A 13,004-nucleotide genomic window follows, 5' to 3' on the forward strand; every position below is an offset into this window, starting at 1 on the left:
ACGGAAGGCCATGAAAGGCGACCGCGCATGAACGACACCCTCGTACTCCTCACCCTGGGCGTCACCCTGCTGTGCGGCGTGTTCGCCGTCGCCGGCGTACGGACGTACCTGGCGGGCCGGGAGCGGCAGGCCGCCCTCGCCGAGCGCCTCGCCGACCCCGGGGAGCCTTCTCGTTCCACCGCCCGTTCCCGGCCCTTACGCCGCTTCGACCGCGCGGTGCGCGGGACCCGCCTCGGCAGACGGCTGGAACTGCGCATCGCCGCCACGGGACTCGGTATCGCGCCGGGTGACTTCCTGCTGTGGACCGCCGCCGCGGCCGTCGTCCTATGGGGCGTGGCAGCCGTCGCCCTGGCCCCGTTCTTCGGGCCGCTCGCCGCGGTGGTGGCCGTCTGGACGGCGTTCGCCTTCCTGGGACGGCAGCGCCGCAAACGCATCGAGAAGTTCATCAACCAGCTCCCCGAGCTGGCCCGCATCCTCGCCAACGCCACCCAGGCGGGCCTCGCCCTGCGCACGGCCCTCGGCATGGCGGCGGAGGAGATGGACGCCCCCGCGGGCGAGGAACTGGCGGCGGTGGCCGACCGGTTGGCGGTCGGCCACTCCGTCGAAGAGTCCCTCGCCGAGCTGTCCGACCGGCTGCCTTCCCGTGAGCTCGGCGTGCTCGTCACCACCCTGGTCCTCTCCCACCATGCCGGCGGTTCGGTCGTCCGCTCCCTGCGCAACCTCACCGAGACGCTGGAGGAGCGGAAGGAGACCCGACGTGAGGTCCGGACCCAGCTGTCCCAGGTGACCGCCACGGCGTACGTCGTCCCCCTGATGGGCGTCGGCACCCTCTTCCTCCTGGACCGCATCGCCCCCGGCTCCATCGACCGTATGACGGGCACCGCCCTCGGGCAGCTCACCGTCATAGGCGCCTTCGCGCTCTACGGCGTCGGCTTCTTCCTCATCCGCCGCATGTCCCGCATCGACATCTGAACCCGGCGCGTACCGCGAAGCCCACTCGCGCCCCCCGCCATCCACGCCATGCATCCCATCCACCACGACCCGAGGAGACGGACATGGGCCTGCTGATCGCGCTCCTGGCCGGCGCGTCCGTGGCCGGCGTCTGCTACGGCGTCGCCCTCTGGCGCAGCGAGGCCAGACTCCCCCGGACCTCGCCGTCGCCCTGGAGGTCGGAGCCACCCGCACCACCGCGGTCGGCTCGGCCGTCGACCGCCTCGGCATGCGGTGGGCACCGCTCGTGCTGCGCCTGATGGGCGCGCGCCGCGTGGCCCGGATCCGCACGCGCATCGACCGCGCGGGCAACCCCGGCGGCCTCACCGTCGACCGCTACGCGGCCCGCCGCGCGGTGTACGGGGCCCTCGGTTTCGGTGGCGCGCTCGTCATGCTGGCCGAGGGACGGCTGCTCATAGCCGCGCTGCTCGTCGCCTTCGGCCTGTTCTGGATCGAGGTCGGCATCTGGGCCGCCGTCCGGGAGCGGCGGACCGCGATCGAACGGACGCTCCCCGACTTCCTCGACGTCCTCGCGGTCGTCGTCAGCGCCGGGCTGAGCTTCCGGCAGGCTCTCGACCGGGTCGCCGAGCGGTACGAGGGCCCGTGGGCGGACGAACTCCGCATCGCACTGCGGCAGATGGACATGGGCGTCAGCCGCCGGGACGCCTTCGACGGGCTGCGCCGGCGGAACGACTCCGAACAGGTCGCCCAGTTCGTCTCGGCCCTCCAGCAGGGCGAGGAACTCGGCTCGCCCATCGTGGACACGCTGATGGCCATAGCCGCCGACATGCGCCGCACCGACGCCCAGAACGCCCGTCGCAGGGCCGCCCGCGCGGTCCCCAAGGCCACGGTCGTGATCACGACGTTCATGGTGCCCGGCACGCTGGCGCTGATGATCGCCGGATTCTTCCTCGGTTCGGGCGTCGACTTCGGAACGGTGTCGGGCCGATGAGGCAGGAACGGCGGTCGGCGGTCCGGGGGGACGAGTTCTGTGAATCCTCTTCGCTTCTGCAACCGGCTGTGGGACAGTCTTCGCCCGAAGGCACCTCGGCGGTGGTACGCGGAGCTGGACGGGGGTGGTGCGTGTGACGCAAGGGAACGCCCAACTCCCCTGCGAAAGAGGGAATGCGAGGCACGCGCACTGTCCCGCGTCCGGTGTTCGGGCGTACGTTTCCCCTGCGGCGACCGGCCGTTCCGGACGCCACCCGCAGCGCCCGGCCACGCGTGGAGGGGATGGGAATGGGGAAGCGCTTCTGGGAGGACGACCGGGGGCAGACCTCGGTCGAGTACCTGGGAATCATCGCCGTCGTGGTGGCGATCGTGCTCGTCCTCACGACGACGGATTTCGGCACGGTGATCGCAAAAGCGATCATGGATCAGATTCAAAAAATCGCCAAGTGACCGACGAGGTCCCACCGTTGCGCCGGCCGACCGGTCGACGCGACGCGGGCCAGGCGTTCCCCCTGTACATCGTGGCGGTCGCCGGGCTGCTGTTCGTCGCGCTCGCCGTCTTCGCCGTCGGCATGGCGGGAGCCGCCAGGAACGGCACCCGGTCCGCCGCCGACGCCGCGGCCCTCGCCGCCGCCCAGGACTACCGGCGGCAGTCCTACAGCGGCTTCCTCCGGGACCTCGCCGCCGGGGCCGGCGGCGACTGGCGGCGCTGGTTCGACGGCCGCGGCGACGCCCCCGCCACCGCCTGCCGCGAGGCGGAGCGCCTCGCCCTGGACAACGCCGCCGGCCTCACCGGACCCGGCTGCGCCCCCGCTCCCGGGCCCGACCCCACGACGCTCGCCTTCGACGTCACCGTCACCGCCCGCGACGGCATCGGCACATCCGTGGTCCCCGGCACCGAGGACGTCCACCCCACCGTCAGCTCCCGCGCCGTCGTCACCCCCCGCTGCCGTCCCGCGCCGGGCGGGGACACCGGCGGCCCGTACGCCCGGCTCGACTGCGACGACGGGCCGCTGACCGTCGACCCCGCCCACCCCGATCCCCGGCTCACGGCACGCACCCTCTTCGCCGTCCGCCTCGCCGCCACCGACCGATGACCCCACGAGCGGAGGAACGCCACCCATGAGCACAAGGCGCCGACGTCCACGGGTCGTGCTGCCGGTGTCGCTCGCCGTCGCCGCGGTGCTCGCCCTGTCCGGCTGCGGAGGCGACGACGACGGCGGGGGAGGCGAGCGGAACGCGTCAGGACGGCCGACCGCCGCGGACACCGGAAAACCCGAGCCCAAAGGCCAAGGGAAATCCTCGTCGTCCCAAGCGCTGGGCGAAATGCGGAACGGCGACGGAATCGTCGTCACCATCACCTCCGCGGCACGGGAGGACGGCGGATTCGTCACCGTCCAGGGAACCGTCACCAACCGCGGATCCAAGATGTTCAACGCTCTCGAATGGCGGTCCAAGGAGACCGACTTGAGATCCCAGTCCGCCGTCTCCGGCGCCACCCTCGTCGACGCCAAGGGGAAGAAGCGTTATCTCGTCCTCCGGGACACCGACGGCGAATGCCTCTGCAGCACCGGCCTCACGGGCATCAAACCCCAGGAATCCCGTCCCCTCTTCGCCCAGTTCCCCGCACCCCCCGCCGACGTCGCCCAGGTCGACTTCCAGATCCCCACCATGCCCACCGTCCGCATCGCGCTCTCGGGATGACCCGTGACCCGCCGCCCGCCGACACCACCCGCCCGCCGCCACGGTCCGCTCGCCGCGGCCGTCCTCACGGCGGCCGCCCTCCTCACCGCCACACCGGTCCCCGCCCACGCCGCCGGCCCCGGCGACCCGGCCCGCAGCGAACCACCCGTCAAGCTCGACCCGCACGCCTCCGGACTCAAACTGCGCAAGGGCGCGAAGCTCGCCCCCGGCCGCGTCCTCGACGTCAAATCCGTCATCGAGGCCGGCAACGGCAGCGAACGCCGCGTGGACACCAATGTGAACGTCACCTTCGCGCTCCAGGCCGAAGTCCTCTTCGAAAAGGACAGCTCCTCCCTCAACGGCGCCGCCGCCCAACGCATAAAGACCATCGCCGACGAGGCGCGCAACCAACACGCCACCACCCTGCGCGTCTTCGGATTCACCGACAACCTGGGCTCCGCCGACCATGGAATCGCCCTGTCCAAAGAACGCGCGAACGCCGTACAACGCCAACTCGCCAAGGAACTCGGCTCCTCCTCGATCTCCTACCAGATTCGCGGCTACGGCGAGGACTACCCGATCGCGGACAACACCACGGAGGACGGCCGTCGCAAGAACCGCAGGGTGGAAGTCAGTTTTCCCCGCCAGACTCGGTGAAGGTCGGTGAGCACTCGGCCCCACGCCTCCCCACGCCCCCGCACCGGGACCGTCGCGTCTGAGGCGCGGATCACTGCACCACCCTCCCCGGAACCACCGCGTCCGCCACTAGGTTGACCGATACCGCCCGACAGCGCCGACAGTCCCCGAGGAGGCCACATGACCCGCGCCCGCACCGCCGACCTCCTCGACACCCAGGCCCACGCCTGCGCCGAAATGAACTCCCCCCTCTACGCGACGCTCCTCACCCGCGCCGCCCAGGACATCCGCGAGGGCGGCCCCTGCGCCGACGCCGTGGCCCCCTGGAGGGCGCCCCGGGCCCCGCCGCCGTCGGACTCCGGCTGATGGGGGCCGTCCACGCGCTCGTCCTGCTCGGCGAAGCACCTGACCTGGCCGCCCACTACGCCACGGCGGGTGGCACCGCCGACGACCCGGACGCCGCGTGGGAACCGTTCCGGCGCGTCGTCGCCGACCACCCCGAGCACATCGCCGCCTGGATGCGCCGCCCGCCCCAGACGAACGAGGTCGGCCGCGCGAACATGCTGCTCAGCGGCCTGCTCACCACGATCGCCGCCCTCGGAACCCCCGAGCCACCCCCCGTCCGCCTGCTCGAACTCGGTGCCAGCGGCGGCCTCAACCTCCGCGCCGACCATTTCCGCGTCACCGCCGGCGACCCGGCGGCACCCCGCTTCTCCTGGGGGGACCCCGACTCGCCCGTCGTCCTCGACGGCGCCTGGCGGGACGGCACCCCGCCGCCCCGGATCGCCGACGCCGCGGCCCGCGTCCCCGCCCTGGACGTCGTCGAACGCCTGGGCTGCGACGTCGACCCGCTGAACCCCCTCGACCCCGCCGACGCCCTCGCCCTCCGCGCCTACGTCTGGCCCGACCAGCCGGCCCGCCCCGCCCGGCTCACCGGGGCCATCGACCTGGCCCGGCGCCTGCCCGCCCGGGTCCTGCGCCAGGGCGCGGCCGACTTCCTCGCCGACGCCGGCCTCCGCCCCGGCACCCTCACCGTCGTCTGGCACTCCGTGATGCGCCAGTACGTACCGCCCGCGGAATGGGCCCGTGCCGAGGCGGAGCTCGCCCGGCTGCGCACGGCCGCGACCGGACCGGAGACGGGCTGGTTCGCCCACATCGCGTTCGAACCACGGCGCGTCGGGAACACCCACCGGTTCGTCCTCACCGTCCGCCTCGGCGACGGACCGGAGGAGGTCCTGGCCGAGGCCCACCCCTGGGGCCTCGACGCCCGCGCCTGCGAAGTCACCACCCTCACCCGCTGAAACCGCCCCGCCGGTATCTCGCCAACCACCGCCGATGCGCGGCAGGATGGACCTTCCGAAGGCCCTGGTGGCGAATGAGGGGGGGCGGTACGTGACGGGCGGTACGAGGCGGTCGGCACGGAAGGGAACCGGCGCCCTGCGACTGGCCCTCGCCGTAGGAGCGCTCACCACGGCGGCGGCCCCCGCGGCCGCCACACCCGCCGCGGCGACAAGCGTCGGCCCCCCGGCCGCCTACCGGACGGCCCCCGACGCCCAGGAGATCCACGGAACACCGGCCGCCACAACCGCCCCACCCCTCGTACCGAGTGGCCGGACGGCGACGGACGCCATCGCCCCGGGCGAACGCAAGTTCTACGCAGTCCACTTGGACAGCGCCTCCGACGCCTACGTCTCCGCGGTCGCCGCACCTCGCCCCGGGAGCACACCGGGCCTCCGCGACGGCATCGACGTGGCACTGCGGCGCACCGACGGCACCCCTTGCGGGCCGTCCCGCCACCGCTCCTTCCTCGCCGAAGGCGGTGCCTACCCCCTCGCCGACCACGCCGAACGCCTCGCGGGAACGAGTGGGCCCTGCGCGGCGGCCGGCGCCTACCACTTCGTCGTGGCCCGGGGCGACGCGGACGGCGGCGACTCCGCTCCCGTCTCCCTCGAACTCACCGTCACCACACGCCACCCACCGGCTACACCCAACACCACTCAGCCACCCGGCACATGGAGCTCAGAACCACCCCCGGTACCGGCTGGACCGGCGCAGGCCGTCACCGGTGGCAGCGGATTCAGCGACGCGGCCGACGTCCGGACGGGCACCTGGAAGGACACCATCCGCCCGGGGGAGACCCGCTTCTACCGGACCCCGGTCACCACCGGTCGCCGGCTGTTCGCGAAAGCGACGTTCGGTGACGCACCGGGGCGTGTTCCCTATGTCGCCAACGGCGTCCGCCTGGGCCTGAACGACGCCGCCCGCGGCCATGTGACGAACCGGACGGACGGCTATCAGGGCCGCGCCGTCGCCGTCCCTCTCGCCGCACCGCCACCGGGACGGGACACGGGACCCGAGGGCTGGTACTACCTCCAGGTCAGCTTGAACACCAAGGCCGGCCAGGGGCGTTCGGAGGTCGTGCCCGTCACGCTCACGGTCACCACGGCCCCGGCCCGGAGCACGCCGACGGCCCGGCCCGGCCCCCGCACCCATGGCGCCCCGGACGGCACCCCCTTCCGTACCGCGGCGGCCTCTCCGGCACCGGACGGACGCCTGAAGGCCGTCGGCTACGCGGGCGTCGGCACCGGCACGGCCCTCCTGCTGGTCCTCGGCGGCTGGTACCTGGCGGCTCGCAGACCGGGGGAGTGAGCCGTGGGCCGCTCTCACCCGGGCGCGACGGGTGGAATCCGCACGCGTACCCCTTCGCGCAGCCCCCAGCGCGCCATGGTCCCGGCCGCCGACTCCAGCACATGGCGGGCCGCCGGCCGGGGGCGGCCGAGGCGGTGCGGAGGCATGGTGCGTACGGCGAGCACCCGCATGTCCCGGCTCAGATAAGCCACATCGATCGGGAACCGCATCCCGAAGGTGTGTACCGAGCCGGCCGGGGTGAGCAGCATGGCGCCCTCGATCCCGTCCCGCCCGAGCAGCCCGCGCGTCCGGGCCCGGTAGGAGGCGGCGACCTCCACCGGAACCGCCGGGACCCCGGACTCCGCGGGTTCGACGCTGAGGTGAGTGAAGCCGTCCGCCCATCCTGACATCGGCGTGCCCCTTCGCCGGGAGACCACTCGGCCAATCAGCCTTCCGTGTGGCCAAGTTATCCACATGCGGCGTTCCGTCCACAGCTTTCGCGGGGATTGCCCCGTCCCCTCGCCGGTCTCCGTAATCTCGCCGCATGAACTGGTTGTTGATCGCGCTGGTGGCATCGGCCGCCTTGTACGGAACCCTGGCCGGCACGCTGGTGCCGGGCGCCCGCTACCGACTGTCGGTGGAACCGGACGAGCCATGGCGTACAGCGGCGCCTTGCGGCCACGCGCTCGGCGGTGGAATCGGGTGGGGGCGGTGCACGGCGTGCGGGAGGACGAGATACGGCCCGGGGGCGGTGTGGCCGGCCGGAGTGACGGCCCTGGTGTGCGCGGCCACGGCCGCGGCGGTCGGCCCGCGGCCCGAACTCGGCGTGTGGCTGCTGGCGATACCGGTGGGCGTGGTGCTCACGGGCGTGGATTGGGCCGTGCACCGGTTACCGGACGTCCTGACACTGCCCCTTGCGGCCGGCACAGCCGCGCTGCTCGGGGTGGTCGCCCTGCTGCCGGCGTCCGCCGGCACCTGGACCGGCTCCCTGCTCGGGGGTCTGACGCTCGGCGGCGCCTACCTCCTGCTGTTCCTGGCACACCCGGTCGGGATGGGGTTCGGTGACGTCAAGCTGGCGGCGGGTCTGGGCTGCGCCTTGGGCTGGTACGGCTGGGGCGTGCTGATACTCGGTGGCCTCGCGGGACTGCTGCTCGGTTCGCTGTACGGCATCGCGCTGCTGCTCACCCGCGGCGCGGGACGCGGCACGACCATGCCCCTGGGCCCCTTCCTGCTCGCCGGAGCCTGGCTGGCCCTCCTGGCGGGCGGATGGTCGGCGCGACCTTGAGCGGGGGCAGGGGAGGGGAGGGAGGGGGAGGGGGGACCCCCCGGGAAGGGCCGTGTTCCGACGACCGGCGTCAGCCCCCGACGCCCTGACAGTCACCCCGCCCCCCATTCGGCCCACCCCCGTCAAGTCGGCGACGAGTTTGTGCAACATTTCGATGACGGTGACGGACCGCACATTCGGCGGGTGATCACTTGGCTGGTTCTACACCGTAGCCCCAGTGCTGACATGGAGGAACGGGGATCGCGCGGCAACGGCTGCCACGCATTTCAAGATCAACTACTGTGCCGAAAGTCAGCGCGCCACGCTATGTCACCCCCGCCGATGCGCGATGCACCCCCTCCGACCGGTTATGGTGGAAACCCCCCTCGGGCCGGTCCGTATCCCCCCCACGGACCGGCCCGTTTTTCATGGGGCGATGTCACTCTCCGTATGGATTCGTGCGACTCCGAGCAGTTGTGATCCGGATCCGGTGGAATTCCGCCGCCGCAAGGGCGCCGGAATCACCCACGATTCATGCACAAATCATTCGCGAAGCGTCTACGCGATACCCACGGGACACCTGCCGGCCCGCTACGGCCGAGACGCGGGACCGATGCGCAGCCGGGCCGGGCGTCGACTGATCGCGGGCTGCGCGCGGATCGGACGCGAACCGGGACGCGTGGCGCGTAGGCCACCGCGCGCCCGGCCCCGCCCGGTCCCACCCCAACCCCGCGTCACCCCACCCCGGCCCGCTCACCCGCGGCGCCCGGCTCTCGGCGCGGATCGCTACGAGCCGCCCCGGTTCGCCCAGATGTTGACCCCTTCCGCGCTCACCGCGAAGGAGTCGATCTCAGCCAGTTCTTCCCCGGTCAATTCCGGTCCCTCCAGCGCCGCCACATTCGCCTCCAGCTGTCCCACGCTGGAGGCGCCGATCAGCGCGGAGGTCATCCGCTCGTCCCGCAGCACCCAGCGCAGCGCCAGCTGCGCCAGGGACTGTCCCCGGCGCCGCGCGATCCCGTCCAGGCCGCGCAGCCGGCGCAGCATGTCCTCGGTGAGCAGCCCCGCGTCCAGCGACGTCCCCTTGGCGGCCCGCGATCCGGCCGGGACCTCTCCGCCCAGGTACTTGTCCGTGAGCAGCCCCTGGGCCAGCGGCGCGAACGAGATGCAGCCCATGCCCTCGTCCTCCAGGGCGTCGAGCAGCCCGTCGTCCTCCGTCCAGCGGTTGATCATGGAGTAGGAGGGCTGGTGGATCAGCGCGGGCACGCCCATCTCGCGCAGCAGGCGCGCGGCTTCCCTGGTCTGCTCCGCCGTGTACGACGAGACGCCGGCGTAGAGCGCCTTCCCCTGCCGGACGGCGGACGCGAGGGCGCCCATCGTCTCCTCCAGCGGGGTGTGCGGGTCGAAGCGGTGCGAGTAGAAGATATCGACGTAATCGACACCCATTCGGACCAGTGACGCGTCGAGGGACGAGAGCAGGTATTTCCGCGAACCCCATTCGCCGTACGGGCCGGGGTGCATCAGATAGCCGGCCTTGGTGGAGATGAGCAGTTCGTCGCGGTAGGGCCGGAAGTCCTGGGCGAAGAGCTTGCCGAAGTTCAGCTCGGCGGAACCGGGCGGCGGCCCGTAGTTGTTGGCCAGATCGAAGTGGGTGATGCCCAGGTCGAAGGCGCGCCGGAGAATGGCGCGCTGCGAGGTCAGGGTGCGGTCGTCCCCGAAGTTGTGCCACAGTCCGAGGGAGATGGCGGGCAGTTTGAGCCCGCTGCGGCCGCTTCGCCGGTACTCCATGGAGTCGTAGCGAGTTTCAGCCGCGCGGTAGTGCGAATCGGTCATGTCGCCACTGACTATCACGGCCCGGTGACCGGCCGAGTTGGGTCCTCGCGACACGCTGGCAGTAATGTGGCGCCCTCGGGTGCCCGCAGTGGCGGGGAACCGCAGTGGCATGGAGGGGCTGGAAACGTGAAGTTGCGCGACCTGGTGTACAGGCTCTACGCACACCGGGTGGAAGGCCGCCTCGATCACGCCCAGGTGCCCAAGCACATCGGCGTCATCCTGGACGGCAACCGCCGCTGGGCCCGGGCCGACGGGCGGACCCCGGAGCAGGGCCACCAGGCCGGCGCGGACAAGATCCGGGAGCTCCTGGGCTGGTGCGCCGAGACGGACGTCGAGGTCGTCACCCTCTGGATGCTGTCGACGGACAACCTGGACCGCCCGGCGAAGGAGCTGAAGCCGCTCCTCGGCATCATCGAGAACACGGTCCGCGGGCTGGCGGCGGACGGCCGCTGGCGCGTCCACCACGTGGGCCAGCTCGACCTGCTCCCGGCCGAAACGCAGACCGTCCTGAAAGAGGCCGAGCAGGCCACGCTCGACGTCAGGGGAATACTCGTCAACGTGGCCGTCGGTTACGGCGGCCGGCAGGAAATCGCGGACGCCGTCCGTTCCCTGATCCTGGAAGCCGCCGAGAACGGCACGTCCTTCGAGGAACTGGCCGAGTCCGTCGACATCGACCACATCACCAAGCACCTCTACACGCGCGGCCAGCCCGATCCGGACCTCATCATCCGGACCAGCGGCGAGCAGCGGCTGTCCGGCTTCATGCTCTGGCAGAGCGCGCATTCCGAGTACTACTTCTGCGAGGTTTTCTGGCCGGCCTTCCGCAAGGTCGACTTCCTCCGCGCACTGCGTGATTATGCGGCGCGCCACCGGCGTTACGGATACTGAACGGACGTGCCGGGCGCGGGCCCCCGCGAGTCAGCCGTACGGGTCGTCACGACCCTTGCCCCGCATGTGCGCTGGGCGATTGACCGATGTCACAGCGTTGCCGCCCGGGCCGCCGTAGCGGTCCGGTGATCGGTCGTTCACCTGCTCGTCGCATATGCCGTTGCATGGTCAAGCGCTTCGGCGGGAATATCCCCCACAGGCCGACGGTCGCCCCTATGACCGTCGCTCTGCCAGCGGGCGGCATGGGGCCGCCCGCCCGGGAGGCCCTTTGCGACGGACGAAGCCCGCGACGGCTGAGCGGTGCAGGCGGATCCTGCCGCCCCTGCGGGCCGCGCGGAGGACGTGGAGGGCCGTCGACCGGCCCTCGAAGGGCGTTGACCCGGCCCCTTCCCCGCGACCCAGGTCGCGTCCAGACCTCTCCCCGAGGGGGTTCGTGCACCCGTGGTGACCAGCAAGAAGCGCCGTGAGAACGACCGGCGCACCTATGTCCTCGACACCAGCGTCCTGCTGGCGGATCCAGGCGCCATGTGCCGCTTCGAGGAGCACGAGGTGGTGCTGCCCGTCGTGGTGGTCACGGAGTTGGAGGCCAAGAGGCACCATCCGGAGCTCGGTTACTTCGCGCGGAAGGCGCTGCGCCGACTGGACGAGTACCGGGTGCAGTTCGGCCGGCTCGACGCGCCGATCCCCATCGGGGACCTCGGCGGCAGCCTGCGGGTCGAGCTGAACCACTCCGATCCGGCCATACTCCCGGTCGGCTTCCGCCTGGGGGACAACGACTCGCGCATCCTCGCGGTCGCCCGCAACCTCCAGGCGGAGGGGTACGACGTCACGGTGGTCTCCAAGGACCTGCCGCTGCGCATCAAGGCGTCGTCGGTGGGCCTGCTGGCCGAGGAGTACCGGGCGGAGCTGGCCATCACCGACTCGGGCTGGACGGGGATGGCCGAGCTGTCCGTCACCGCCGAACAGGTGGACGAACTGTTCGCCGCCGAACGGACATACGTCCCGGAAGCGGTCGAACTGCCCGTCCACACCGGCCTGGTGCTCCAGTCGGAGCGGGGCAAGGCGCTGGGCCGGGTGACGGCCGACGGCGCGGTGCGCCTGGTCCGCGGCGACCGGGAGGCGTTCGGCATCCACGGACGCAGCGCCGAGCAGCGCGTCGCGCTGGACCTGCTGCTCGACCCCGAGGTGGGGATCGTCTCGCTGGGCGGCCGGGCCGGTACGGGCAAGTCGGCGCTGGCGCTCTGCGCCGGCCTGGAGGCGGTGCTGGAGCGACGGCAGCACCGGAAGGTGATGGTGTTCCGTCCGTTGTACGCGGTCGGGGGTCAGGAGTTGGGCTATCTGCCCGGCAGCGAGTCGGAGAAGATGAGCCCTTGGGCCCAGGCGGTCTTCGACACGCTCTCGGCGGTGACCACGGCCGAGGTGATCGAGGAGGTCGTGGGGCGCGGGATGCTGGAGGTGCTGCCGCTGACGCACATCCGCGGCCGGTCGCTGCACGACGCGTTCGTCGTCGTGGACGAGGCCCAGTCGCTGGAGCGCAACGTACTGCTCACCGTGCTTTCCCGCATCGGCGCCAACTCCCGTGTCGTCCTCACCCATGACGTGGCGCAGCGCGACAACCTGCGGGTCGGGCGGTACGACGGGGTGGCGGCGGTGGTGGAGAAGCTGAAGGGGCACCCGTTGTTCTCGCATGTGACCCTGACGCGTTCGGAGCGGTCGCCGATCGCGGCGCTGGTCACGGAGATGCTGGAGGACGGGCGTATCTGACGGGGAGCCGGACGCGGCCTGCCCGGCAACGTCCGGTGACCACACCCGGTAACAACATTCGGTAACAACGCCCAGTGACAACGCGCGGCAAAGCTTGGGAGCTTAGCCGCGCGTTGTGCTGTCGCGCCGCCGTTCCCGGAATTCCGGTGCGCCGAACATGATGTGACGTTTCCCACGCAACGCGGAATTGCCTCCGAGCATGCGCGTCGGGCAGAGTCTGGTTCCTGTCAGGCCCCGCATACGGCACTTGCTCCTCGGGCTCCCCAGGGAGTGCGTGGTTCACCACCAATTGAACAGTGTCGCCGTGTGCCGCCCGGGCATCCCGCGGACCCCCTGTACCAGGAGGTTCATCGGCGGTCCCCCGGGCCAG

13 protein-coding genes and 1 pseudogene are annotated in these 13,004 nt (G+C 71.8%); 12 read left to right on the forward strand and 2 right to left on the reverse strand.

Annotated features, from left to right (window positions below):
- The first annotated feature begins 27 nt into the window (after positions 1-27).
- From ACQEVS_RS21380 to ACQEVS_RS21420, 9 genes and pseudogenes are all read left to right on the forward strand, one after another.
- Positions 28-972 carry a type II secretion system F family protein gene (locus ACQEVS_RS21380; RefSeq protein WP_433022692.1) on the forward strand — a complete coding sequence of 315 codons (945 nt, stop codon included), beginning with the start codon at positions 28-30 and terminating at the stop codon, positions 970-972.
- Between the two features lie 83 nt (positions 973-1,055).
- Positions 1,056-1,942: pseudogene (locus ACQEVS_RS21385) on the forward strand (DUF5936 domain-containing protein).
- 287 nt (positions 1,943-2,229) lie between these two features.
- Positions 2,230-2,391 carry a Flp family type IVb pilin gene (locus tag ACQEVS_RS21390; RefSeq protein WP_004947925.1) on the forward strand — a complete coding sequence of 54 codons (162 nt, stop codon included), beginning with the start codon at positions 2,230-2,232 and terminating at the stop codon, positions 2,389-2,391.
- Positions 2,388-3,038 carry a pilus assembly protein TadG-related protein gene (locus tag ACQEVS_RS21395; RefSeq protein WP_433022695.1) on the forward strand — a complete coding sequence of 217 codons (651 nt, stop codon included), beginning with the start codon at positions 2,388-2,390 and terminating at the stop codon, positions 3,036-3,038. The genes ACQEVS_RS21390 and ACQEVS_RS21395 overlap by 4 nt, the downstream gene beginning before the upstream one ends.
- 25 nt (positions 3,039-3,063) lie before the next feature.
- Complete coding sequence (locus ACQEVS_RS21400; protein ID WP_433022697.1) at positions 3,064-3,645, forward strand: hypothetical protein; 582 nt, start codon at positions 3,064-3,066, stop codon at positions 3,643-3,645.
- A 3-nt stretch (positions 3,646-3,648) separates the two neighbouring features.
- Positions 3,649-4,281, forward strand: a complete 633-nt coding sequence (locus ACQEVS_RS21405; RefSeq protein WP_433022699.1) for an OmpA family protein — start codon at positions 3,649-3,651, stop codon at positions 4,279-4,281.
- A gap of 159 nt (positions 4,282-4,440) precedes the next feature.
- The gene (locus tag ACQEVS_RS21410) at positions 4,441-4,626 is read left to right on the forward strand and encodes a hypothetical protein (protein ID WP_433022701.1); all 186 of its coding nucleotides are present in this window, start codon (positions 4,441-4,443) and stop codon (positions 4,624-4,626) included.
- Positions 4,626-5,561, forward strand: coding sequence for a DUF2332 domain-containing protein (locus ACQEVS_RS21415; RefSeq protein ID WP_433022703.1), 936 nt, complete (start codon positions 4,626-4,628; stop codon positions 5,559-5,561). The genes ACQEVS_RS21410 and ACQEVS_RS21415 overlap by 1 nt, the downstream gene beginning before the upstream one ends.
- Positions 5,562-5,607: 46 nt before the next feature.
- The gene (locus ACQEVS_RS21420) at positions 5,608-6,909 is read left to right on the forward strand and encodes a hypothetical protein (RefSeq protein WP_433022705.1); all 1,302 of its coding nucleotides are present in this window, start codon (positions 5,608-5,610) and stop codon (positions 6,907-6,909) included.
- A gap of 14 nt (positions 6,910-6,923) precedes the next feature.
- Here the strand turns inward: ACQEVS_RS21420 and ACQEVS_RS21425 are convergent, their stop codons facing one another.
- On the reverse strand, positions 6,924-7,298 hold the full coding sequence (locus ACQEVS_RS21425; RefSeq protein ID WP_433022707.1) for a DUF192 domain-containing protein: 375 nt from the start codon (positions 7,296-7,298) through the stop codon (positions 6,924-6,926).
- A 134-nt stretch (positions 7,299-7,432) separates the two neighbouring features.
- Between ACQEVS_RS21425 and ACQEVS_RS21430 the strand changes: the two genes are divergently transcribed.
- The gene (locus tag ACQEVS_RS21430) at positions 7,433-8,173 is read left to right on the forward strand and encodes a prepilin peptidase (protein WP_433022709.1); all 741 of its coding nucleotides are present in this window, start codon (positions 7,433-7,435) and stop codon (positions 8,171-8,173) included.
- A 765-nt stretch (positions 8,174-8,938) separates the two neighbouring features.
- Here ACQEVS_RS21430 and mgrA read toward each other — a convergent pair.
- Complete coding sequence (gene mgrA / locus ACQEVS_RS21435) at positions 8,939-9,982, reverse strand: L-glyceraldehyde 3-phosphate reductase (RefSeq protein WP_433022711.1); 1,044 nt, start codon at positions 9,980-9,982, stop codon at positions 8,939-8,941.
- A gap of 126 nt (positions 9,983-10,108) precedes the next feature.
- Here mgrA and ACQEVS_RS21440 point away from each other — a divergent pair, with 126 nt between their 5' ends.
- Positions 10,109-10,870 carry an isoprenyl transferase gene (locus ACQEVS_RS21440; protein ID WP_433022713.1) on the forward strand — a complete coding sequence of 254 codons (762 nt, stop codon included), beginning with the start codon at positions 10,109-10,111 and terminating at the stop codon, positions 10,868-10,870.
- Between the two features lie 441 nt (positions 10,871-11,311).
- Positions 11,312-12,634 (forward strand): PhoH family protein, encoded by a 1,323-nt coding sequence (locus ACQEVS_RS21445; protein WP_433022715.1) that lies wholly within the window; start codon positions 11,312-11,314, stop codon positions 12,632-12,634.
- Positions 12,635-13,004: the final 370 nt, after the last annotated feature.

Source organism: Streptomyces sp. CA-181903 (assembly GCF_050937075.1).
Classification (GTDB): Bacteria; Actinomycetota; Actinomycetes; order Streptomycetales; family Streptomycetaceae; genus Streptomyces.

What these genes read in the sequence shown, in the direction of transcription:
- ACQEVS_RS21425 (WP_433022707.1), bottom strand. Translation starts at nt 7,298, where the DNA reads ATGTCAGGATGGGCGGACGGCTTCACTCACCTCAGCGTCGAACCCGCG.
- ACQEVS_RS21390 (WP_004947925.1), top strand. Translation starts at nt 2,230, where the DNA reads ATGGGGAAGCGCTTCTGGGAGGACGACCGGGGGCAGACCTCGGTCGAG.
- ACQEVS_RS21430 (WP_433022709.1), top strand. Translation starts at nt 7,433, where the DNA reads ATGAACTGGTTGTTGATCGCGCTGGTGGCATCGGCCGCCTTGTACGGA.
- ACQEVS_RS21400 (WP_433022697.1), top strand. Translation starts at nt 3,064, where the DNA reads ATGAGCACAAGGCGCCGACGTCCACGGGTCGTGCTGCCGGTGTCGCTC.
- mgrA (WP_433022711.1), bottom strand. Translation starts at nt 9,982, where the DNA reads ATGACCGATTCGCACTACCGCGCGGCTGAAACTCGCTACGACTCCATG.
- ACQEVS_RS21410 (WP_433022701.1), top strand. Translation starts at nt 4,441, where the DNA reads ATGACCCGCGCCCGCACCGCCGACCTCCTCGACACCCAGGCCCACGCC.
- ACQEVS_RS21420 (WP_433022705.1), top strand. Translation starts at nt 5,608, where the DNA reads ATGGACCTTCCGAAGGCCCTGGTGGCGAATGAGGGGGGGCGGTACGTG.
- ACQEVS_RS21415 (WP_433022703.1), top strand. Translation starts at nt 4,626, where the DNA reads ATGGGGGCCGTCCACGCGCTCGTCCTGCTCGGCGAAGCACCTGACCTG.
- ACQEVS_RS21380 (WP_433022692.1), top strand. Translation starts at nt 28, where the DNA reads ATGAACGACACCCTCGTACTCCTCACCCTGGGCGTCACCCTGCTGTGC.